Here is a 21,408-nt window from a genome sequence, read left to right as displayed (position 1 = left end):
CTCCCCCCCGCCATGATCCCCACCTACCTCACCCACCTCACCACCCTCCCCCAACACCCCAACGGCAAGACCAACACCACCCAACTCCCCCCACCGGTAGCGGACTTCGAGGCCGCCGGCTCGGCGGGTGCGGAGCACGTGGAGCCGCGGGACGAGGTGGAGCGGGAGCTCGCGCTGATCTGGACCGAGGTGCTCGGGGCGCCCGCGGCGGTGGGGGTGCGGGACGACTTCTACGCGCTCGGCGGTCACTCGCTGCTCGCGGTGCAGATCGTCTCGCGGGTGCGGGACACCTTCGGGGTGGAGCTGCCGCTGGAGCGGATGATCAGCGGCCGGCCCACGGTCGAGGCGCTCGCGGAGGCCGTGCAGGAGCTTCAGCTCTCCGACGTCGACGAGGCCGAACTGCTCGCCGCGCTGGCCACGCTGTAGCCGCCCCGCCCTCCCGGGGGACCACCTCGTATCCGTCGGTACACGTCGAACGGCCCCGGGTGCGGGACACCCGGGGCCGTTCGACGAGAGGTGCGGAGTCAGCCGCGTACGGTCAGGCCCACCGCTGTGACGTCGGTCAGGTTGGCGCCCCAGGTACCCCACGTCAGGCCCTCCGGAAGGGAGCCCGCGGCCTTCGGGAGGCCGCGCGAGTACGCGGTGACGCGCAGCGGGATCTCGCCCTTGCCCTTGACCTTCACCGTGACGTCGAAGCCGTCGGCGGGGAGGCTCCACAGGGCGAAGCCCCACTTCCACGGGCCCGCGGACGTCGGCCGGTTGGTGCCGCCCCTCACGTGGGTGCCGATGACCTCGGCTCCGGTGACGGTGTGCGCGGAGGTGTCGGCGAACAGGCTCACGTAGGACGTGCCGGGCTCGGGCTTGACGTGCAGACGTACCGTGCGTGCGCCGCCCTTGCCCCCGGCGGCGGACTTCACGGTGACGGCCGGTGCGGCCGGGCCGCTGCCCGAAGCGGCCGTCGCGATGTGCGCCTGGGTGGCGAGGTCGCCGGGGAGCGTGGTCGGGAAGGTGGGGAACTTGGCCCGGATGTCGGTGCGTTCGGATCCGGCGAGGGAGCGGGTCCACTTCGGCGGGGCGTTGTCGGAGCTGATCCAGTGCCCCGTGCCGCGGTCGGCGTCCCACGCGTAGGCCAGGCTGGTGTGGCGCGGGTGGGCCGCGTCGAAGGTGTCCAGGCGTACGCCGGTGAGGACCAGCGCGACTCCGGCCGCCAGGGCCAGCCACGCGGTGACCGGCGCGGTGCGGCGCGGCAGCAGGCCGAGCAGCGGTACGGCCACCGTGACGAGCAGCGTCATCACGATCAGCGGTGCCACCGCGAGGGACAGGCCGAGCGTCGGGAAGACCAGCATGATCACCGGGAGCAGCAGCGGCACGGCGGCGACGGCCGCCGCGGACACGGCCACCGTGCGCCAGTCGTCACCGGGTTGCGTGGTGCGCAGTGCGACCAGCAGGGCCGCACAGCCCAGCAGGACCGGCCAGGTGAACAGATAGCCGGCGCCCGGCGCCAGGAACGCGGTGAGCAGGCCGAGTCCGGTGAGCCATCCCCAGCCGCCCAGGGCCAGTTGAGGCGCCGTCACCTTGCGGCGCAGCAGCAGGTACCAGGCAAGGACGGCCGCCCCGGTCAGGGTCAGGAACGCGGCGCGGAACCATCCGGGCCGGTAGCTGTCGCCCATCGACAGGTCGGCGTACCCGGGCCGGATCGCGCACAGCAGCTGCCAGCCGCCGAAGCCGATCACGGCGGCGCCGAGCAGGGCGAGCGGGAACGTCAGCGCGGCACGGCCGATGCCGCCACGGGCCAGACCGCGCCGGCCCGCGTACCAGACGGTGCCGGCGTAACCCGCCGCGGCGAGCAGGGCGAGCGGCAGTGCCAGCGAGCGCGGGTAGCGGACGAGCAGGCCGAGGACCGTGAAGTACGTGTCGTCGCCGCCCTCGCGCAACGTCGAGAGGTCACGGCCGGCCAGGTCCCGGGCGGCGGCCAGGGTGTTGTCGCCCTGGCTCTGGATGCTCTCCGCGGAGAGGTTCGCGACCGAGTCGCCGGGCGTGTGGTACTGCGCGGACCCGTCCACGTAGGCGAAGTTGAGGCCGCCGAAGCCCTCCTTCTTGAACTCGGAGAAGTCGGTGTCGTTCGGCAGGTACGTGTAGACCTCGTCGGCGAGTGACGTGGCGATGGGGCGGTCGGCCGCGCTCAGCGCGGACAGCGCGCCGCTGTTGTCGCGGCCCGACTCGAACATGATCGAAGGACCGGAGACACCGCGCGCCTCCAGGTTCAGGACGACGGTGTCCGCCGGGTCGAGCGTGCCGCCCGCCACGAAGGCGTGCGCGCCGAGCAGTCCGGGCTCCTCGCCGTCGGTGAACAGCACGTCCACGGTGTTGCGGGCCGCCCCGCTGTCCGCCCGCAGGGCCCGCACCACTTCGAGTACGGTGGCCACGTTGGCGGCGTTGTCGGACGCGCCGGGCCCGGCGGGCACCGAGTCGTAGTGGGCCATCAGGAGCAGGTGGCCCGCGTCGTCGCCCGCCGTGCCGGGGAAGACGGCGTGGATGTTGGTCACCGCGGCCACCAGGGCGGTGCCCTCCTCGTCGCGGGCGACCGGCTGCGCCTTCGCGGTGACCTGGCCGCCGAGACCGGTGAGGCGCCGGATGAGGTAGTCGCGGGCCGAGGCCGCCGCGGGGCTGCCGAGCGGGCGTGGTTCCTTGCCGATCACCTTCGCGTCCCGCAGGGCGCGCGTCGCCGAGAACTCAGTCGGCGAGGCGTCGGCCGGCTTCGCCTCCGGCGTCTGGAGCGTCCAGACGGACGCACCGGTCAGCAATGCGAGCAGCGCGAGGAGCACGAGCGCGGCCCAGCGTGCTCTCGACGGCGCCTTCGCCGGTGCGTCCGTGCGGGCGCGGTCGTGTGCGGAAACACGCGCGGGATCGTGTGCGGGAACAGGGGAACTCGCCCCGGAATTGGGCATGGTGAAGCACCAGTCTCTCCGTGTCTCGGGATCTTCGGCAATTCGGGCGGTCGGCTCGGAACGCGTACTTCACCGGAATTATCGAGAGGGCAAAGCCGCCTTGTCGCGCCCATCTGACAAGGTGTTTGGCCGAGTTGACACAGTCCGGGCGTCTGCCCGGGGCGAATTGACATAGTCCGGCCGCCGTTCTGGCGGGCCCTCGTTCGGTGGCTAGCTTTGCATCGGTATTGAACTTCCTCGCCGAATGCAGAAGCCGGAGAAAAACAATGATCAATGCTGCTGTTGAGACCTACTGGGTCGTCGTCAACGACGAGGAGCAGTACTCGGTGTGGCCGACCGGCCGCGAGGTCCCGGAGGGCTGGCGGAGCGTCGGGGTGACCGGCCCGAAGGACGACTGCCTGGCCTGGATCGACTCGAACTGGACCGACATGCGGCCCCTGAGCCTGCGCCGTGCCATGGGTGACGCCCCGGCCGCCTCCGCCTGACCCGCGTCCGCGACTCGCCCAACCGACCAAGGAGGGGGAACGAGCTGTGATGGCCGATTGGCAGCAACTGCTCGATGAGCTAGTGGCCCGGGGCGGATCCGCCCGTGGGCTCGAGATCGCCGGGGACGCCTGGAGCGGCAAAACACGCCGCCTGGACGAACTCGCCCGCCGTGCCGCGAGCAGCGGATGGTCCGTCGTCCGTGGCCGTCCGGGCCGGCTCCAGGACTCGGCGCCGTTCGGGCTGTTCCTCGACGCCCTGGACGACCTGGTGACCGCGCGGGGCGAGGAGCTGCGCGCCCGGCTCGGCGACGAGGAGCAGGGGCGGCTCGCCGCCCTGTTCCCCTCGATGAGCCAGGGCGTGCCGCACGACCACCCCTCCTGCGACCTGTACCGCGAGTGCCGGGCCATCCGCAGCCTGCTGCGTGAACTCGCCGGTGAGCCGGGTGAGTCCGGGGCACCCGGCAGCCCCGGCGGACACGGCCTGCTGCTGATCCTCGACGATCTGCACCGGGCCGACGCGGACTCGCTCGACCTGCTCGGCTATCTGCTGGAGCGGCCGCCGGCCGGACCGGTGCTCATCGCGGTCGCGCACCGCCCACGCCAGCTCGACCACCGCACCCACACCCTGCTGGCCGACGCCGCGGCTCGCGGTTTCGCGCACCGCGTCGAACTCGTCCCGTACGCCCTTGACGACCCCGAGCTCACCTCGCTCGTACCGCCGGGCGTCGACGAGCGCACCCGGCTCACCCTGCTGCGGCGCAGCGGCGGCAACCCCGGTCTGCTGCTCGCGCTCGCCGCGACCGGCACCCAGGCGCCCTTCGCCGTCCCGCTCGAGCCGCCCGCCCGGGTGGCCGCGGCCATGCTCGACGACTTCCAGGGGCTCGGCCCCTCCGGACGGGCCATGGTCGGCGCGGCCGCCGTGCTCGGCGATGCCTTCGACTTCGCCATCGCGGCCGCCGTCGCCGGCCTCGACGAGAGCGCCGCGAGCGCCGGACTCGACGAGGCGCTCGCCGAGGACCTGGTGCGGCCCGTCGGTGAGGGGCCCGACTACTGCTTCCGGGACGCCGTCGTACGGGCCGTCGCCTACCACTCGGCGGGCCGCGGCTGGCGCTCCGGCGCCCACGCCCGGGCCGCCGCCGCTCTGCGCTGCCACCGTGGCCCGGCCGAACTCCGTGCCCAACAGCTCCTGTACGCGGTTGAGGTGGCCGACGACGAGGACGTACGCGCCCTGGTGGACGCCGCCGAGGACGCGGCTCCGCGCGACCCCGCGGCGGCCGTGCGCTGGGCCCGGCACGCGCTGCGGCCCGCCGTCACCGCGGACGCCGCGCTGCGGACCCGCGCCCAGAGCGTGCTCGGCCGTGCGCTGCTGCACAGCGGGGAGTTCGAGGAGGGTGCGGCCGTCCTGCAGCGCCTCCTCGCCCCCGGCGGGGACCTTCCCGCCGAGCGGCGCTCCGAGGCCGTCGCCGCGCAGGCCCTGGCCCACCGGCTCCTCGGCCGCCCGGAGGCCGCACGCCACCTGCTGGACGAAGAGCTCCCCGACCCCGCACCGTGCGCGGGCGACTGCGCCGCCGACAGCGAGGAGCCCCGGCCCGGCTGCTGCACGCTCCGCCTCGCCAGGACCGCACTCGTCCTGGAGGCCGGCGGCCCGTGGACCGGAGCCGACCGGGCCGCTCTCACCGCGCTCGCCGCCGCTGCCGCCCACGACCCGTCCCCGCCGGCCGCCCTCGCCGCCACCGAGGCGCAGTTCGGGCGTACGTCCATGGCCGCCGAGCACGCCGAGCGGGCCGCCGCCCTGGTCGACTCGCTCCCCGACGAGACGCTCGCCGCCCACCTGGAAGCCGTCCAGTGGCTGGCCGGGACCGAGCTGTTCCTCGGCCTGCCGCGCGCGGCCGAGACCCACCTGGAGCGGGCGGTCGAGCTGGCCCGCCGCTTCGGCCAGCAGCACCTGGTGCCCCGGCTGCTCGTCGGTCTCGGCCAGGCGCGGATGCGCCTGGGCTACTTCCCCGAGGCGCTCACCTGCGCCGACGAGGCCGACCGCATCGCGCGGGACACCGGCGCCACGCCCATGCTCGCGCTCACCGCGGGGCTGCGCGAGGAGCTGGACCTGCTGCACGGCGTGCCCGGCCCCGTCCCCTCGGAGCCCGCGGCGCTGCTGCCCGGACTGAGCGGTCGCGAGCGGGAGATATCCGTCCTGGTCAGCCAGGGCCACACCAATCAGCGCATCGCCCGCACCCTCGAACTGAGTCCGAAGACCGTGGAGACCTACCTCGCCCGCATCTTCAAGAAGCTGGGCGTGTGCTCACGGGCGGAGGTCGCCGCAATGGTCGGCCGCGCCGCACACCTGGACAGCCAGGAGCCGATGCCCACCGCAAGGCCCGCCGCATGAGCCGGCACCCGGCGCACCACCAGGGCAGGGGAGCCCAGGGCGTCCGCGGAGCCCGGCCGGCCCGAGCCGCCCGGCGCGAAAGGACGGCGCCGTGACCTCCGCGCCCGAGGCCGAGCTGACGGCCGGGGCGGCGACCGGCCCCGCCCGCCTCGGCGGACCCTTCTGGCGACTGTGGACCACCACCTTCGTCACCTCCTGGGGGGACGGACTGCGGCTCGCCGCACTGCCGTTGACCGCGGCCCTGTTCACCCGCGAGCCGATGCTGCTGTCCCTCGTGACCTTCGCGGGCCAGCTCCCCTGGGTCCTCGCCGGGCCCTTCGCCGGGGCCTTCGTGGACCGGCACGACCAGCAGCGCGTCATGTTCTGGTCCGACGTCTCGCGCGGCGGCATCGCCGCTCTGTTCACGCTCGCGCTCTTCACCGGGCACGGCCACATCGCGCTGCTCGTGGCGTTCGCCCTGGTGATGGGGGTGATGGAGACCCTGCGCGACAGCGCGGCGCTCGCCCTGCTGCCCCGCCTGGTCGCCGCACCCGTGCTCGACAAGGCCAACAGCCTGCTGCAGGGCGTCGCGATGCTCTGCGTGGAACTGGCCGGGCCGCCGCTCGCCGCGCTCCTCCTCGTCTCCGGCACGTCCTTCCCGTACGCCGTCGACACGGCCACCTTCGTGCTGTCCGCGCTCCTGATCGCGGGCCTCGCCGGGCGCGTGCCGCCCCTGCCCGCCCGCACCGCGACGGCCTCGCTGCTCGCCGACACCGGAGAGGGAATCCGCTGGCTGTGGCGCCACCGGCCGCTGCGGACGGTGTGCGCGCTCGTCGGCGCCTTCAACTTCGCGCTCAGCGCCGTCGTCTCGGTGGCCGTGCTGTACGCGTACGACGTGCTCGGCGTCGACAGCGTCGGCTACGGGCTGCTCATGGCCGTCATCGCGGTCGGCGGGGTGGTAGGCGTCGTCGTCACCCCGCTGCTGACCCGCCGCCTGGGCCGCGAGCGGACCGTGCTCATCGCCTGCGGGACCGCCCCGCTCTCCTTCGCCGTCGCCGGTGCCACCTCGCAGCCGTTGTTCGCGGCCGGGGTGCTGAGCACCGTCGGCATGGCGCTCGCCGTCATCACCATCGTCACCACCTCCCTGCGCCAGGTCCTCGTCCCCGCCCACCTGCTCGGCCGGGTCGGCAGCTCCTACCGGCTCGTCGCGGTCGGCATGTCCCCGCTCGGCGCCCTCGCGGGCGGTGCCACCGCCTCCCTGGCCGGTCTACGGGCCCCCTTCTACCTCGCCGCCGCCGTCCTCGCCGTGACCTGGGCGTTCAGCGTCCCCATGCTCTCCCGCACCCCGAAAGGAACCTCATGACCGCCCCCAAGGCCGCGCGCACCGGCCCGGCCGTGATCGCCATGTGGAGCCCCCCGCGCTGCCGCTCGACCGCCTTCGAGCGCATGATGATCGAGCGCGGCGACCTGACCGTGCTGCACGAGCCCTTCAACGTCCTCTTCAGCAAGGGAAGTTACGAGATCGAGGGCCGCGTCCTGCGCGGCCAGACCGCGTTGCTCGACGCGATCATCGAACTCGCGGAGACCGGCGGCCGTCCGGTCTACTTCAAGGACACCACCGACGTCCGGTACGCCGAACTGCTCGCCGACGCCCGGTTCACCACCGAGATCCAGCACACCTTCATCATCCGCGACCCCGCCGAGGCCATCGCCTCGCACTACGCCCGTAACCCCGAACTCACCGCGGAACAGGTGGGGTTCGGCCTCTGCCACGAGATCTTCGAGGCCGTCCGGGAGGCCACCGGAGCCGTTCCGCCCGTCGTCGACGCCGACGACCTGGTGACGGACCCGGCGGGTACGGCGGCCGCGTACAGCCGGTGCACCGGACTGCCGCACCGGCCCAACGCGCTCAGCTGGCAGCCCGGTGAGCGCAGCGAATGGCAGGTCTTCGAGGACTGGCACCGCGACGCGGCGGCCAGCACCGGCATCCACGCCCGCTCGGGCACCTACGCGGACACCGTGCACAACAACCCGCGCCTGGCCGCCCTGCACGCCGCCCAGCTTCCCTTCCACGAGCAACTGCGCGCCCACCGCATCGGCGCCCACCAAGGAGCCGCCGCGTGACCAGCCGCTTCGAACAACTCACCGTGGACTGCCTGGACCCGCGCCGGCTCGCCGCGTTCTGGTGCGCCGTCCTCGACTACACGGTGCACGAGGACCGCGACGGCGACCTCGTGGAGATCGGCCCCGCCGCACTCGCCCCGCTCGACGAACTGCGCCGTACCCCGGTCGCCCCGCAGATCGTCTTCACCTGCGACCACACCACCAAGATCCGCAAGAACCGGCTGCACCTGGACGTCTGCCCCATCGACCGCGACCAGGCGGCCGAGGTCGAGCGCATCGTCGCGCTCGGCGCCCGCCCCATCGACATCGGCACGGCCAAGGAAGCGAGCTGGACGGTGCTCGCCGACCCCGAGGGCAACGAGTTCTGCGTGCTGCGCAGCCTCGCCCCGGGTCACTTCGAGGAATAAAGGAGCGCAACGGGCATGAGCGGTTCACTCATCCCGCCGTCCGCGCGGCACGTCCCGCCGTCGGCGCAGGCCGGGCAGCGCCGTGCGGTGGCCGGCTCGCCCTGGCTGCGGACCTGGCACTCCGGCGGCCGGACCCGCCGGCGTCTGCTGTGCCTGCCGCCGGCCGGCGGCGCCGCGCACGTCTACAGCCGGTGGGCGCCGCGGCTGCCCGCGGGGACCGAGGTGGTGGCTGTCGAACCGCCCGGCCACGGCACGCGCGTCGGGGAGCGCCCGCTGACGCGGATGGCCGATGTCGTCAGCGGCATCGAGACGGCGCTGGACGGCCTCCCCGAACTGCCGCTGGTGATCTTCGGCCACAGCATGGGCGCGGTCGTCGGCTGGGAACTCGCCCGTTCGCTGCGGCACCGCCGCGGCCACCCGGTGCACGCGGTGATCACCGCCGCGTCGCCCGCCCCGTCGACGCCGCCGCCCGCCCGCTGGGCGCGGGGCGCGGCCACCTCGGACGAGGAACTGTTCGCGCTGCTCGACCACTCCCGCAGCCTGCCGGCCCAACTGCGCGAGAACACCGAGTTCCTCGACCTCTACCTGCCGGTGCTCCGCGCCGACCTGGAGATCCTCTCCGGCCACCGCGCCCGCCGCGAGGAACCCCTGCAGTGTGCGCTGCGCGTGTACGTGGGCGCCGACGACCCGCTGGTCGGCGAGGCGGAGGCCTGGCCGTGGTCGCCGCAGGACATCGCGGGCGACCGTCGGCTCCGGATCTTTCCCGGCGGCCACTTCTTCCTGCACGAGCATCCCGGGCCCGTCCTCGACGGCCTCGCCCGCGACCTCGCCCTCATCACACCCGGCGCCTGAGCCCAGGAGCAGCAGATGAACCCCCAAGCCTCCCTCGCCGACACCCTGGCCGGGCTCACCCCGCAGCAGCGGGCGCGCCTCACGCTCGAACTGGCCCGCCGCAAGGCCGCGAAGAACCCGGCGGTGCCCGTCCAGGCGCGCACCGCGGACGGCGAACAGACCTTCCCCGCCTCACCCGGCCAGGAGCGGCTCTGGTACCTGCACGCGCTGGAGCCCGACTCCACGGCGTACGTCCTGCCCATCGTGCTGCGCCTCGGCGGCACCGTCGACACCGCGGCCCTGCAAGGGGCGCTCAGCACCCTCGTGCGGCGCCACGAAGTGCTGCGCACCGTGTTCCGAGAGGACACGGACGGCCTGATCCAGCAGGTGGTGCGGCCCGCGGGCCAGGTGCCGCTGCCGGTCACCGACCTCGCGCCGGGGCTGACCGACGACGCGCTCTGGGAGCGGGTGCGCGGCGAGACCGCCCACCCCTTCGACCTCGCGTCCGGGCCCCTGGTGCGGGCCTCGCTGCTGCGTCGCACGGAGACCGAGTGGGTGCTCGTGCTGTGCGTGCACCACATCGTGGTGGACGGCTGGTCGCTCGGCGTCCTGGTCGGTGAACTCGCGGAGTCCTACGCCGCCTGCGTCGAGCGCCGCGCCCCACGGCTTCCCGAACTCACCGTGCAGTACGCGGACTTCGCCGTCTGGCAGCGCGAACGCCTGTCGGGCGAGCAGTCGGCGGAGCAGCTGACGTACTGGCGAGGCCACCTCGACGGCGCCCCCGTGCTCGACGTACCGGGCGACCGGCCGCGCGCCGCCGAGCAGTCCTTCGCCGGGGACTCGGTGCCGCTGGAGCTGTCCGCGGCCCTGGTCGGAGGGCTGACCCGGCTGGCGGAGGGCGAGTCGGCGACCCTGTTCATGGGCCTGCTCGCCGGGTTCTCGGCGGTCCTGGGCCGCTGGGCAGGACAGTCCGACGTCGTCGTGGGCACCCCGGTCGCGGGCCGTACCCGCACCGAACTCGAACCGCTGGTTGGCTTCTTCGTGAACACCCTGGCGTTGCGCGTCGACGTGGGGGGCGGTGTCTCGTTCCGTGAGGCGGTGCGCAGGGCCCGGCAGTCCGCGCTCGACGGCTTCGCCCACCAGGAGGTGCCGTTCGAGCGCGTCGTCCAGGAACTCGGCGTCGAACGCGGCAGCAGCCACCCCCCGGTCGCCCAGGTGATGCTCGCTCTGCGCAACGTCCCCATGCAGCCGCCCACTCTGGGCGGCCTGACCGTCGAGGTGGTCGAACTCGCGCGCTCCGTCGCTCAGTTGGACCTGAGCGTCGAATTGGTGCCCACCCCGGACGGCGGTCTGAGCGGCGCCCTGGAGTTCTCCTCCGAGCTGTACGACCGCGCGACCGCCCGGCGTCTGGCGGCGAGCGTCGTCGCGCTCCTGGAGGCCGCGGTCACCGTCCCGGACGCCCCGGTGGCCCACCTCGACGCGGTCGGCGCACAGGAGCGCGCGCTGCTGCACGCCTTCGGGGGCCGGGACATCGCGCCGTTCGCTCCGGCGTTGCTGCACGAGTTGGTGGAGTGCCGGGTGGACGTAGATCCGGCGGCGGTGGCGGTGTGTGGCGATGGTGTGGGTGATGCGGGCAACTGGTCTTACTCGTATGGCGAGTTGGATGTGCGGGCGAATCGGGTCGCGTGGTGGTTGCGGGAGCGTGGTGTGGGTGCCGAGTCGCTGGTGGGGGTGTGTCTGGAGCGTGGGCCGGATCTCGTCCCGGTGTTGTTGGGTGTGCTGAAGGCGGGGGCGGCGTATCTGCCGCTGGACCCGTCGTATCCGGCCGAGCGGATCGGTCATCTGGTCGAGGACGGCCGTCCGGTGCTGGTGCTGACGTCGGCGGGGGCGGACGCGGTCCTTGCGGGCACGTCGGTGGACGTGGACGTCGTCCGGGTCGAGGACCTCGCCGACGACCTCGCACGACGGCCCACCACCCGCCCCGCCGTCCCGCTGCACCCCCTGAACGCGCTCTGCATGCTCTACACCTCCGGCTCGACAGGACGCCCCAAGGGGGCGCTGCTGCACCACCACGCCCTCACCAACCGGCTGCGGGGCATGGTCGACCAGTACCGCTTCCACGCCGGCGACCGCGTCCTGCACAAGTCGCCCCTCGGCTTCGACCCGCACCTGTGGGAGTGCTTCGTCCCGCTGATGACGGGCGCCCGCGTGGTGATGGCGGCACCCGGCGGCCACCGCGACCCGGGGTATCTCCTCGACCTGTGCGAACGGGCCCGGATCAGCTGCTGCGACGTCGTGCCGTCCATGCTGCGTGCGCTGCTCGCCCACGGCGGATTCGACGAGCGCGCCGCCGGACTGCGCCTCATGCTGTGCGGCGGCGAGGAGCTGCCCCCGGACCTGGCCGAGGAGTTCCTGCGCAGGCTGTCCGGCGCCGAGCTGCACAACATGTACGGGCCGAGCGAGACCACCATCGACGCGACCACCCACCACCTCACCGCCCCGGTCCCCGCGGGCCGCGTGTCCATCGGGCGTCCGGTGCCGGGCTCCCGGGTGTACGTCCTGGACGCCGCCCTGCGCGAACAGCCGGTCGGCGTCCCCGGGGAACTGTGCGTCGGCGGCGTTCCGCTGGCGCGCGGCTACCACGGCCGCCCGGGGCTCACGGCCGACCGCTTCGTGCCCGACCCGTACGAGGCCGGCGGCCGGCTGTACCGCTCGGGCGACCTGGCACGCTGGCGGCACGACGGCACCGTGGAGTACCTCGGCCGCCTCGACCACCAGATCAAGATCCGCGGTCAGCGCATCGAACCCGCCGAGGTCGAGGCCGCACTGCTCGACCACCCCGCGGTCGGCCAGGCCCTCGTCACCACGGAACCCGACGCGGACGGCGCACCCCAGCTGGTCGCCCACCTCACCGGCCCCGGCCCGCTGGACGCGGCCGAACTGCGCGGCTTCCTCGCCGAACGGCTGCCCGCGGCCATGCTGCCCAGCTCCCTGGTACGCCTGGAGGCCTTCCCGCTCCTCGCCAACGGCAAGGTCGACCTCAAGGCCCTGGCCACCGCGCCGGGCGAACGCCTTGTCACCGTGCGCGCCTACGAGCCGCCCCGCGACGCGCTCGAAGAGGTCCTCGCCGGGATCTGGGCCGACGTCCTGAAGGCCGACCGGGTCGGCGCCCAGGACGACTTTTACGACCTCGGCGGACACTCCCTGCTCGCCACCCAGGTGGTCTCCCGCATCACCACGATGCTGCGCGTCGAGGTCCCGCTGCGGGCCTTCGTCGGGGTGTCCACCGTCCGCCGGCTCGCCGCCGTGGTCCGCGAGGCCGCCCGGGGCGAGGGGCTCGACGCCGACCGGATCGCCGGCCTCGTCGTCCAGATCAGCCGTCTCGCCGCGGACGAGATCACGCAGCAACTCAAGGACTGACCACCCCACGGCTCCACCACTTTGGAGGTACGACACCGATGGCCCTCGCGCCCTTCTCCGCCGAACAGCAGAAACTCCTCGACCAACTCCTCGACGGCCAGGGAGTGGCCCGCACGTCGAGCGCCATCGAGCGCCGCCCCGACCCGGCGGCCCCGGCCCCGCTCTCGTACGCGCAGGAGCGCCTGCACTTCTTCGACCGCATGACGCCCGGTTCGCCGCTCTACGCGATGACCGGCCTCGTCCGGCTGCGCGGCGCCGTGGACGTCACGGCCCTGGAGGGCGCGCTCGGTGACGTGGTGGCCCGGCACGAGGTGCTGCGCACCGTGTTCCGCCAGGCCGACGACGGCACGGTCCACCAGATCGTGCGACCCGCGACGCCCGTGACGCTGCCCGTCACCGAGGCCCGGGACGGCGGTGACGACGCCGTGCGCGAGGGGGTGCGGCAGGAGAACGAGCGCGGCTTTGACCTCGCCGCAGGCCCCCTGTTGCGGGGCTCGTTGATCCGGCTCGGTGACGCCGAGTTGGTGCTCGTGCTGTGCGTCCACCACATAGTGGTGGACGGCTGGTCGCTCGGCGTCCTCGTCGACGAACTCGCCGAGACCTACGCGGCCAAGGTCGCGGACCGGCCGCACGAACTGCCCGAACTGCCGGTCCAGTACGCTGACTTCGCCCTCTGGCAGCGCGAATGGCTGTCCGGCGACCGCCTGGAGCGTCAGCTCGCCTACTGGCGCGGACAGCTCGACGGGGCGACCGCCCCCGAGGTCCCCGGCGACCGGCCGCGCCCCGCGTTGGACTCCTTCGCGGGCGACTCCGTGCGCGTGGAGGTGCCGGCCCCCGTGGTCGCGGGCCTCACCCGGCTGGTCGAGGACGAGTCGGCGACCCTGTTCATGGGTCTGCTCGCCGGGTTCTCGGCGGTCGTCGGACGGTGGTCCGGCCGCGGTGACGTGGTGATCGGCACCGCGGTCGCGGGCCGTACCCGCACCGAACTCGAACCGCTGGTGGGCTTCTTCGTGAACACCCTGGCGTTGCGCGTCGACGTGGGGGGCGGTGTCTCGTTCCGTGAGGCGGTGCGCAGGGCCCGGCAGTCCGCGCTCGACGGCTTCGCCCACCAGGACCTGCCGTTCGAGCGGGTCGTGCAGGAGCTGAGCCCCGAACGGCACAGCTCCGGCCGCATCCCCTTCGTCAACCACATGCTGGTGCTGCACAACACGCCCTATCCTGAGGTCCGGCTGCCCGAGGTCACGTTCGAGGTGGTGCCGCAGCACACCGGCACCGCCAAGTTCGACCTGGAGCTGGAGCTCACGCCGGCCGCCGACGGCTCGCTCGCCGGCGCCCTGGAGTTCTCCTCGGAGCTGTACGACCGGTCCACCGCCGAACGCCTCGTCGAGGGCGTGATCGCCCTGCTGACCGCGGCCGTCGAGAACCCCGACGCGCCCGTGGACCTGCTGGACGTCATGGGCCACGAACAGGGCGACCGCATACGGGAATTCAGTGGACTCGGCGTCGACCCGTTCGCTCCGGCGTTGCTGCACGAGTTGGTGGAGTGCCGGGTGGACGTAGATCCGGCGGCGGTGGCGGTGTGTGGCGATGGTGTGGGTGATGCGGGCAACTGGTCTTACTCGTATGGCGAGTTGGATGTGCGGGCGAATCGGGTCGCGTGGTGGTTGCGGGAGCGTGGTGTGGGTGCCGAGTCGCTGGTGGGGGTGTGTCTGGAGCGTGGGCCGGATCTCGTCCCGGTGTTGTTGGGTGTGCTGAAGGCGGGGGCGGCGTATCTGCCGCTGGACCCGTCGTATCCGGCCGAGCGGATCGGTCATCTGGTCGAGGACGGCCGTCCGGTGCTGGTGTTGACGTCGGCGGGGGCGGACGCGGTCCTTGCGGGCACGTCGGTGGACGTGGACGTCGTCCGGGTCGAGGACCTCGCCGACGACCTCGCACGACGGCCCACCACCCGCCCCGCCGTCGTCGTCGACCCCCGCAACCCTGCGTACGTCCTGTTCACCTCCGGCTCCACCGGCCGCCCCAAGGGTGCCGCCAACTCCCACCACGCCCTCACCAACCGACTGCTGTGGATGCAGGACCGCTACCGGCTCGACGACACCGACCGGGTGCTGCACAAGACGCCGATCGGCTTCGACGTATCGGTGTGGGAGCTGACCTGGGCACTGCTGACCGGCGCCCGGATCGTGCTCGCCGACCCGGGCGGCCAGCGCGACCCCGACTACCTCGCGCGGGCCACCGCGGCCGCCGGCATCACCACCGCACACTTCGTGCCCTCCATGCTCAAGGTGTTCCTCGACACCGCCGAGACCCTGGGCACCGCACTGCCGGACCTGCGTCGTGTGGTGTGCAGCGGCGAGGAGCTGACACCGGAGGTCGCCGCCCGCTTCCACGCGTTGTTCCCGCAGGCCGAACTGCACAACCTGTACGGGCCGACCGAGGCGTCCATCGACGTCACGGCCCACCCCGTCACCGCCCCGGTCACCGGCCGGGTCCCGATCGGCACGCCCATCACCGGGGCCCGCATCCACGTCCTCGACGCGGCCCTGCGCATGCAGCCGATCGGCGTCGCGGGCGAACTGTACATCGGCGGCGTACCGTTGGCGCGTGGCTACCACGGCCGCCCGGGGCTCACGGCCGACCGCTTCGTGCCCGACCCCTTCGAGGCGGGGGAGCGGCTCTACCGAACCGGTGACCTGGTGCGCCGCAGGGCGGAAGGCGCGGTGGAGTACCTCGGCCGTCTCGACCACCAGATCAAGATCCGCGGTCAGCGCATCGAACCCGCCGAGGTCGAGGCCGCACTGCTCGACCACCCCGCGGTCGGCCAGGCCCTCGTCACCACAGCGCCCGACGCGGACGGCGCACCCCAGCTGGTCGCCTACCTGACCAAGCCCGCGAAGCCCGTCGCCGCCGGGCACGACGCACAGGTGGATCGGTGGAGCGAGGTCTTCGACCAGATCTACCAGGCGGGCGAGCAGCAGACCGCCGACCCGACCTTCGACATCTCCGGCTGGATCAGCTCGTACACCGGGCAGCCGCTCGGCGCGGACGAGATGCACGGCTGGGTCGACTCGATCGTGGACCGCGTGCTCGCGCTGCCGCACCGCCGGGTCCTGGAGATCGGCTGCGGCACCGGCCTGCTGCTTTTCCCCATCGCCCCGCACACCGAGCACTACCGCGCCGTCGACGTCTCCGAGGTCGCCGTGCGGGACCTGGCGGACAAGCTGCACCTGCTGCCGCCGGGCTCGGGCGAGGTGGAGCTGGTGCACGGCTCGGCCGAGCAGTTCGACGGGGTGGCCGACGACAGCTTCGACGTCGTGCTCATCAACTCGGTCGCCCAGTACTTCCCCAACGCCGACTACCTCGCCGACGTGCTCACGCGTGCCCTGCGCGTGGTACGCCCCGGCGGCGCAGTGATCGTGGGCGACGTCCGCAACCACGCGCTGCTCGACACCTTCCACGCCTCGCTCCAGCGGACCGAGTCCGAGGGCGACGAGGAGGGCGAGGAGTTCCGGCGGGCCGTCGCCGAGCGGGTCGCCCAGGACGCCGAACTCGTCATCGATCCGCACTTCTTCACCGCACTGGCGGGTGACCGCCCCGAGATCGAGGGCGTGTCCCTGCTCGCCAAGCGCGGCCACCACCGCAACGAGCTGGTCAAGTACCGCTACGACGCCGTCCTGCACCTCGCGGGCGAGCACACGGCCGCCCGCCGCGCCGACGAGCACGGGGCAGACCGCCCCGACCACGCCGCAGGCCGCCCCGCCGACACACCGGTCACCTGGTCCTGCGCACCCGTGGCCGAGCTGGCGGCGCGCCTCGACGCCGAACGGCCCGAGAGCGTGCTGATCCCGGCCGTCGCGGACCAGCGGCTCGCCGCCGACCTGGAGGCCGCCCGGGGCGACACCGCGCTCGACCCGTCCGCGCTGGCCGCCGCGGTGTCCGCTGCCGGGTACGAGGTGGTGCCGGCACTGCACCCGGAGCGGCCCGGCTTCCTCGACGTACTGCTCACGCGCTCGGCGGGGCGCGCCCTGCGTCCCGTGCGCGACCTGCCGCTGCGGGCACCCGACCGGGGTTGGGCCGTGTTCTCCAACAACCCGATGGAGGCCGCCTGGCGCAGTTCTCTCGTGCCAGAACTGCGCGCCCACCTCCAGGACAGGCTCCCCGAGTCGATGGTCCCGCGGCACTTCCTGGTCCTCGACGCCTGGCCGCTGAGCGCCAACGGCAAACTCGACCGCAAGGCGCTGCCCGCGCCCAGCGCCGGACGCGACGCCGCCACCGCCGTCTACGTCGCTCCGCGCACCCCCACCGAACGGGCCGTCGTCACGGTCTGGTCGGACGTCCTGGGGGTGGCCCGGGTCGGCGCCCTGGACAACTTCTTCGAACTGGGCGGCCATTCGCTGCTCGCCACCCGGGTCACCGCCCGGCTCGCCGACGCGTGCGGCACCGGGGTGCGCCTCGGCGCCTTCTTCCAGCACCCGACGGTCGCGGCACTCGCCGCCCACATCGACGAGGAGGCGACCCGCCAGACCGCCGTCCGCGCCCCCGTCCGCCGTGCCGACCGCAGCCGCTACCGCGGTACCCGGCCGGCCCCCGCCGCCACCCCCGACCGCACCGAGGCGACGGCCTGAGAACCGGGCCGGACCCACCAGGAGAGTGAGCACCACTGTGACCATGACGACCACGGCACGGGCCGACACCGCCCCCTCACCCCTGCCTCCGCCCCGGACGGCCGCCCCCACGGCGGCGACCCCCTGCCACTGCACGTGTGGCGCCACCGTCTGGCTGACCGGCCTGCCCAGCGCGGGCAAGAGCACCGTCGCGGGGCTCCTCGCCGAACGGCTCCGCGCCGCGGGCCGCCGCGTCGAGGTCCTCGACGGCGACGAGGTCCGCCGCTTCCTCTCGGCGGACCTCGGCTTCTCGCGCGCCGACCGGGACACCAACGTACGAAGGATCGGCCTGGTGGCGGAGGTGCTCGCCGCCAACGGCGTGATCACACTCGTTCCGGCGATCGCGCCGTACGCCGACAGCCGCGCCGCCGTCCGGGCCCGTCACACCGCCCGCGGTGCCGCCTACCTGGAGGTGCACGTGGCCACGCCGGTCGAGGTGTGCGGCGCCCGTGACGGCAAGGGCCTGTACGCCCGGCAGGCGGCGGGCGAACTGACCGGCCTGACCGGCGTCGACGACCCGTACGAGACGCCCGAGAGCCCCGAGCTGCGCCTCGACACCCACCGACGAAGTGAACGGGAGTCCGTGGACGCGGTCTGGGCGTTGCTGGCGGACAGGGGGCTGGTGTGATGACCGTGACGACCACGCTGACCACCGCCCCGGCGGCCAGGCCGGCGGCGACCGCGCCCGCACCGCTGACCCACCTCGACGACCTGGAGTCCGAGGCGGTGCACATCTTCCGCGAGGTGGCGGGGGAGTTCGAGCGGCCGGTGATCCTCTTCTCCGGCGGCAAGGACTCCATCGTCATGCTGCACCTGGCGCGTAAGGCGTTCGCCCCGGCCGCGGTGCCGTTCTGCCTGCTGCACGTGGACACCGGGCACAACTTCCCCGAGGTGCTCGATTTCCGCGACCGCGCGGTCCTCCGCTCCGGGATGCGGCTGCACGTCGCGTCGGTGCAGGAGTACATCGACGCGGGCAAGCTGCGCGAACGCCTCGACGGGACGCGGAATCCGCTCCAGACGGTGCCGCTCACCGAGAGGATCCAGAGCGAGAGGTTCGACGCGGTCTTCGGCGGCGGACGCCGGGACGAGGAGAAGGCCCGCGCCAAGGAGCGGGTGTTCTCGCTGCGGGACGAGTTCTCGCAGTGGGACCCGCGCCGCCAGCGTCCCGAGCTGTGGCAGCTGTACAACGGCCGCCACGCCCCCGGGGAGCACGTCCGGGTCTTTCCGCTGTCCAACTGGACCGAGCTGGACGTGTGGCAGTACGTCGCCCGCGAGGGCATCGACCTTCCGCAGATCTACTTCGCGCACGAGCGGGACGTGTTCCGGCGCTCGGGCATGTGGCTGACCGCCGGCGACTGGGGCGGGCCGGCGGAGGACGAGCCGGTCGAGCGTCGCCTGGTCCGCTACCGCACCGTCGGTGACATGTCCTGCACCGGTGCCGTCGATTCCGGCGCCGCCACGCTGGACGCCGTCATCGCCGAGATCGCCGCGTCGCGGCTGACCGAGCGCGGCGCGACGAGGGCCGACGACAAGATGTCCGAGGCCGCCATGGAAGACCGCAAGCGCGAGGGGTACTTCTGATGACCACGATCGACCTGATGACCGCCACCGACGCCGTGCCCGCGCCGCAGACCGCGTCCGCCGTGCCCGCGCCGCAGACCGCGTCCGCCGTGCCCGCGCCGCAGACCGCGTCCGCCGTTTGCGCCGTGGACACTCTGCGCCTCGCCACGGCCGGTTCCGTCGACGACGGCAAGTCCACCCTCGTGGGCCGCCTCCTGCACGACTCCAAGTCGGTCCTCACCGACCAACTGGAGGCCGTGGAGCGCGTCTCGCTCGGCCGCGGCCAGGAGACGCCCGACCTGGCGCTGCTCACCGACGGCCTGCGGGCCGAGCGCGAGCAGGGCATCACCATCGACGTCGCCTACCGCTACTTCGCCACCGCCCGGCGCCGGTTCATCCTCGCCGACACCCCGGGGCACGTGCAGTACACCCGGAACATGGTCACCGGAGCGTCCACCGCCGAACTGGCGGTCATCCTGGTGGACGCGCGCAACGGCATCGTCGAGCAGACCCGCAGGCACGCCGCCGTCGCCGCGCTGCTGCGCGTGCCGCAGGTGGTGCTCGCCGTCAACAAGATGGACCTGGTCGGCTTCGAGGAGAAGGTGTTCGCGTCCATCGCCGACCAGTTCACCGCGTACGCTGCGTCGCTCGGCATCCACGACGTGACCGCGATTCCGGTCTCCGCGCTGCTCGGCGACAACGTGGTGGACCCCTCCGCGCACATGGGCTGGTACGCGGGCACCACCGTCCTTGAGCACCTGGAGACGGTCGCCGTGGGCAGTCGTGTCACCGAGGCTCCCGCCCGCTTCCCGGTCCAGTACGTGGTGCGCCCGCAGAGCGCCGAACACCGCGACTACCGCGGCTACGCGGGGCAGATCGTGTCGGGGGTGCTGCGGGTCGGCGAACAGGTCACGGTGCTGCCCGCCGGGCGGACCAGCACCATCACCGGCGTCGACGTGCTCGGCGAGCCGGCCGCGAGCGCGCGCGCCCCGCAGTCGGTGACCCTGCTGCTCGCCGACGACATCGACATCTCGCGCGGCGACCTGATCGCGCCGACCGCCTGCGCGCCCGCGGTCACCCAGGACGTCGAGGCGACCGTCTGCCACCTCGCGGACCGGCCGCTCACGGTGGGGCAGCGGGTGCTCCTGAAACACACCACCCGCACCGTGAAGGCGATCGTCAAGGACATCCCGTCCTCGCTGACCCTGGCCGACCTCAGCCGCAGCCCCCGGCCGGAATCACTGTCGGCGAACGACATCGGCCGGGTGGTGCTGCGCACCGCGGACCCGGTCGCGCTCGACGCGTACGCCGCCTCGCGCCGCACCGGCTCGTTCCTCCTGATCGATCCGGCGGACGGCAGCACGCTGGCCGCCGGGATGGCGGGGGAGGAGGGCCCCTTCACCGGCTGAGATCCCGCGCCCTGCCCGCGCCCTGCCCGGGGCACGGACAGGGCCACAGCCGTCCGCCCCCCTTCGTCGGAATGCGCCGAGCCCCGAGGCACGGAACAGTGAGGAACATCGTCCATCGGGGGGCCGGAACCGAGGGAGCGTGCAGGTCGTGGCAAGAGTCGAGAAGCTCGGCAAGGGTCACCAGGTCTCCTGGAGCAGCCATGGGCACACCCGTCCCCGGCAAGCGGCCCGGCGGTGGATCCGTACGACCGGTGCAGGGACATCGACGACGGCGACCGTGAGGGCTGGGGGACAGTGACGCGCACCTGACGCCCCGCCTGACGCCCTGTCTGTCGCTCCGCCGGACGACCGCCGATGCAGAGCGAAGGGCCCCGCGGGGTGGAGCCGCGGGGCCCTTCTTCTCGTCAGCACCGACGTCAGGGCAGCGCCGGTGCCTGGAAGCGGCGCCGGGGGGTGGCGCCGCTGGTCTCGATCCTGGGCGGTCAGGCAACGCGGGTGTCCGCGGGAGGACTTGGGCTGTGTAGGCATCGTGCTGGATGAACGCGGTGCCCGCAACCGTTTGACCCAGGATTGTGCATTTATGCAAGGTCCGCCGGCCGACCCCGGGCGTCCCCGGAGCCGGCCGTTCTGTTGGGTGACCGGGCTGCTGTCCCCTGCCGTCCGGTCACTTCCCTGGAGCGAGGTCCCACGACGCACGGCACGATCCGTACGTCTCATCGCCCCAGTGAGCCACGCGTGGTTCCTTCGGGCCCGCCCCTGGCTGGCACGGACACCGGGACCAACGAGGATGCGCGGGGGCGGTCACGCTCCGTACGGGTGAGGGGGACGCGTACGTCTGTCCCGCGAACGCGGATTCCTCGGGCGGGGTCAGATCCTGCCGCGGCACAGCTCCAGCAAGGTCATGGCGAGCGCGGTGCCCGGCTTGCCCAGCGCGTCCCTGTAGTGGGCGAGGACCTCCATCTCGCGGGAGAGGTTCACCCGCCGGCCGCCGGAAGAGATCCGCGCCTCCTGGATGACGGCGGAGACGGCCACCCGTTCCTGGATCAGGCCGATGATCCGGTCGTCGAGCGCGTCGATGCGCTCGCGGGCGCCGGTGATCACGCCGGCGGCCTCGGGGGTACGGGCGCCGGTCACGTCGATGGCGGTCATGGAGGGGCTCCTCGTCGTCAGGGGTGGAGCCCCGGGGCGGCACGGC

Annotated in this window: 14 protein-coding genes; 12 read left to right on the top strand and 2 right to left on the bottom strand. The window is 73.3% G+C overall.

Annotated elements, in window-relative coordinates:
* Positions 1-426: phosphopantetheine-binding protein (locus ACZ5TL_RS27905; RefSeq protein ID WP_468593183.1), on the top strand; the 426-nt coding region annotated here is incomplete at its 5' end.
* A gap of 98 nt (positions 427-524) precedes the next feature.
* Here ACZ5TL_RS27905 and ACZ5TL_RS27900 read toward each other — a convergent pair.
* Entirely contained in the window at positions 525-2,948 is a 2,424-nt protein-coding gene (locus ACZ5TL_RS27900; RefSeq protein WP_468593182.1) for a M20/M25/M40 family metallo-hydrolase, read from the bottom strand.
* Between the two features lie 266 nt (positions 2,949-3,214).
* Here ACZ5TL_RS27900 and ACZ5TL_RS27895 point away from each other — a divergent pair, with 266 nt between their 5' ends.
* The 11 genes from ACZ5TL_RS27895 to ACZ5TL_RS27845 all read left to right on the top strand — a co-directional run bounded on the left by ACZ5TL_RS27895 (position 3,215) and on the right by ACZ5TL_RS27845 (position 20,213).
* Positions 3,215-3,433: an MbtH family protein gene (locus ACZ5TL_RS27895; RefSeq protein WP_468593181.1), complete on the top strand. Its 219-nt coding sequence runs from the start codon at positions 3,215-3,217 to the stop codon at positions 3,431-3,433.
* A 49-nt stretch (positions 3,434-3,482) separates the two neighbouring features.
* Complete coding sequence (locus ACZ5TL_RS27890) at positions 3,483-5,819, top strand: AAA family ATPase (RefSeq protein ID WP_468593179.1); 2,337 nt, start codon at positions 3,483-3,485, stop codon at positions 5,817-5,819.
* A gap of 91 nt (positions 5,820-5,910) precedes the next feature.
* Positions 5,911-7,161, top strand: a complete 1,251-nt coding sequence (locus tag ACZ5TL_RS27885) for an MFS transporter (RefSeq protein ID WP_468593178.1) — start codon at positions 5,911-5,913, stop codon at positions 7,159-7,161.
* Positions 7,158-7,922 (top strand): sulfotransferase-like domain-containing protein, encoded by a 765-nt coding sequence (locus ACZ5TL_RS27880; protein ID WP_468593177.1) that lies wholly within the window; start codon positions 7,158-7,160, stop codon positions 7,920-7,922. The genes ACZ5TL_RS27885 and ACZ5TL_RS27880 overlap by 4 nt, the downstream gene beginning before the upstream one ends.
* Positions 7,919-8,329: a VOC family protein gene (locus ACZ5TL_RS27875; RefSeq protein ID WP_468593176.1), complete on the top strand. Its 411-nt coding sequence runs from the start codon at positions 7,919-7,921 to the stop codon at positions 8,327-8,329. The genes ACZ5TL_RS27880 and ACZ5TL_RS27875 overlap by 4 nt, the downstream gene beginning before the upstream one ends.
* A 15-nt stretch (positions 8,330-8,344) precedes the next feature.
* On the top strand, positions 8,345-9,181 hold the full coding sequence (locus ACZ5TL_RS27870) for a thioesterase II family protein (protein WP_468593175.1): 837 nt from the start codon (positions 8,345-8,347) through the stop codon (positions 9,179-9,181).
* Between the two features lie 15 nt (positions 9,182-9,196).
* Positions 9,197-12,580: an amino acid adenylation domain-containing protein gene (locus tag ACZ5TL_RS27865; protein ID WP_468593174.1), complete on the top strand. Its 3,384-nt coding sequence runs from the start codon at positions 9,197-9,199 to the stop codon at positions 12,578-12,580.
* A 38-nt stretch (positions 12,581-12,618) separates the two neighbouring features.
* A complete protein-coding gene (locus ACZ5TL_RS27860) occupies positions 12,619-17,205 on the top strand; it encodes a non-ribosomal peptide synthetase (protein WP_468593173.1) in 4,587 nt (1,528 codons plus the stop codon).
* A gap of 43 nt (positions 17,206-17,248) precedes the next feature.
* On the top strand, positions 17,249-17,872 hold the full coding sequence (gene cysC, locus ACZ5TL_RS27855; protein WP_468593172.1) for an adenylyl-sulfate kinase: 624 nt from the start codon (positions 17,249-17,251) through the stop codon (positions 17,870-17,872).
* Complete coding sequence (cysD, locus tag ACZ5TL_RS27850; protein WP_468593171.1) at positions 17,872-18,825, top strand: sulfate adenylyltransferase subunit CysD; 954 nt, start codon at positions 17,872-17,874, stop codon at positions 18,823-18,825. The genes cysC and cysD overlap by 1 nt, the downstream gene beginning before the upstream one ends.
* Positions 18,825-20,213, top strand: coding sequence for a sulfate adenylyltransferase subunit 1 (locus ACZ5TL_RS27845; protein ID WP_468593170.1), 1,389 nt, complete (start codon positions 18,825-18,827; stop codon positions 20,211-20,213). The genes cysD and ACZ5TL_RS27845 overlap by 1 nt, the downstream gene beginning before the upstream one ends.
* An 867-nt stretch (positions 20,214-21,080) precedes the next feature.
* Here ACZ5TL_RS27845 and ACZ5TL_RS27840 read toward each other — a convergent pair.
* A complete protein-coding gene (locus ACZ5TL_RS27840) occupies positions 21,081-21,362 on the bottom strand; it encodes a chorismate mutase (RefSeq protein WP_468593169.1) in 282 nt (93 codons plus the stop codon).
* Positions 21,363-21,408 lie beyond the last annotated feature (46 nt).

The sequence above is a fragment of the Streptomyces sp. NPDC033136 genome (genome assembly GCF_055578235.1).
This window is presented reverse-complemented; position numbering and strand designations above follow the sequence as displayed.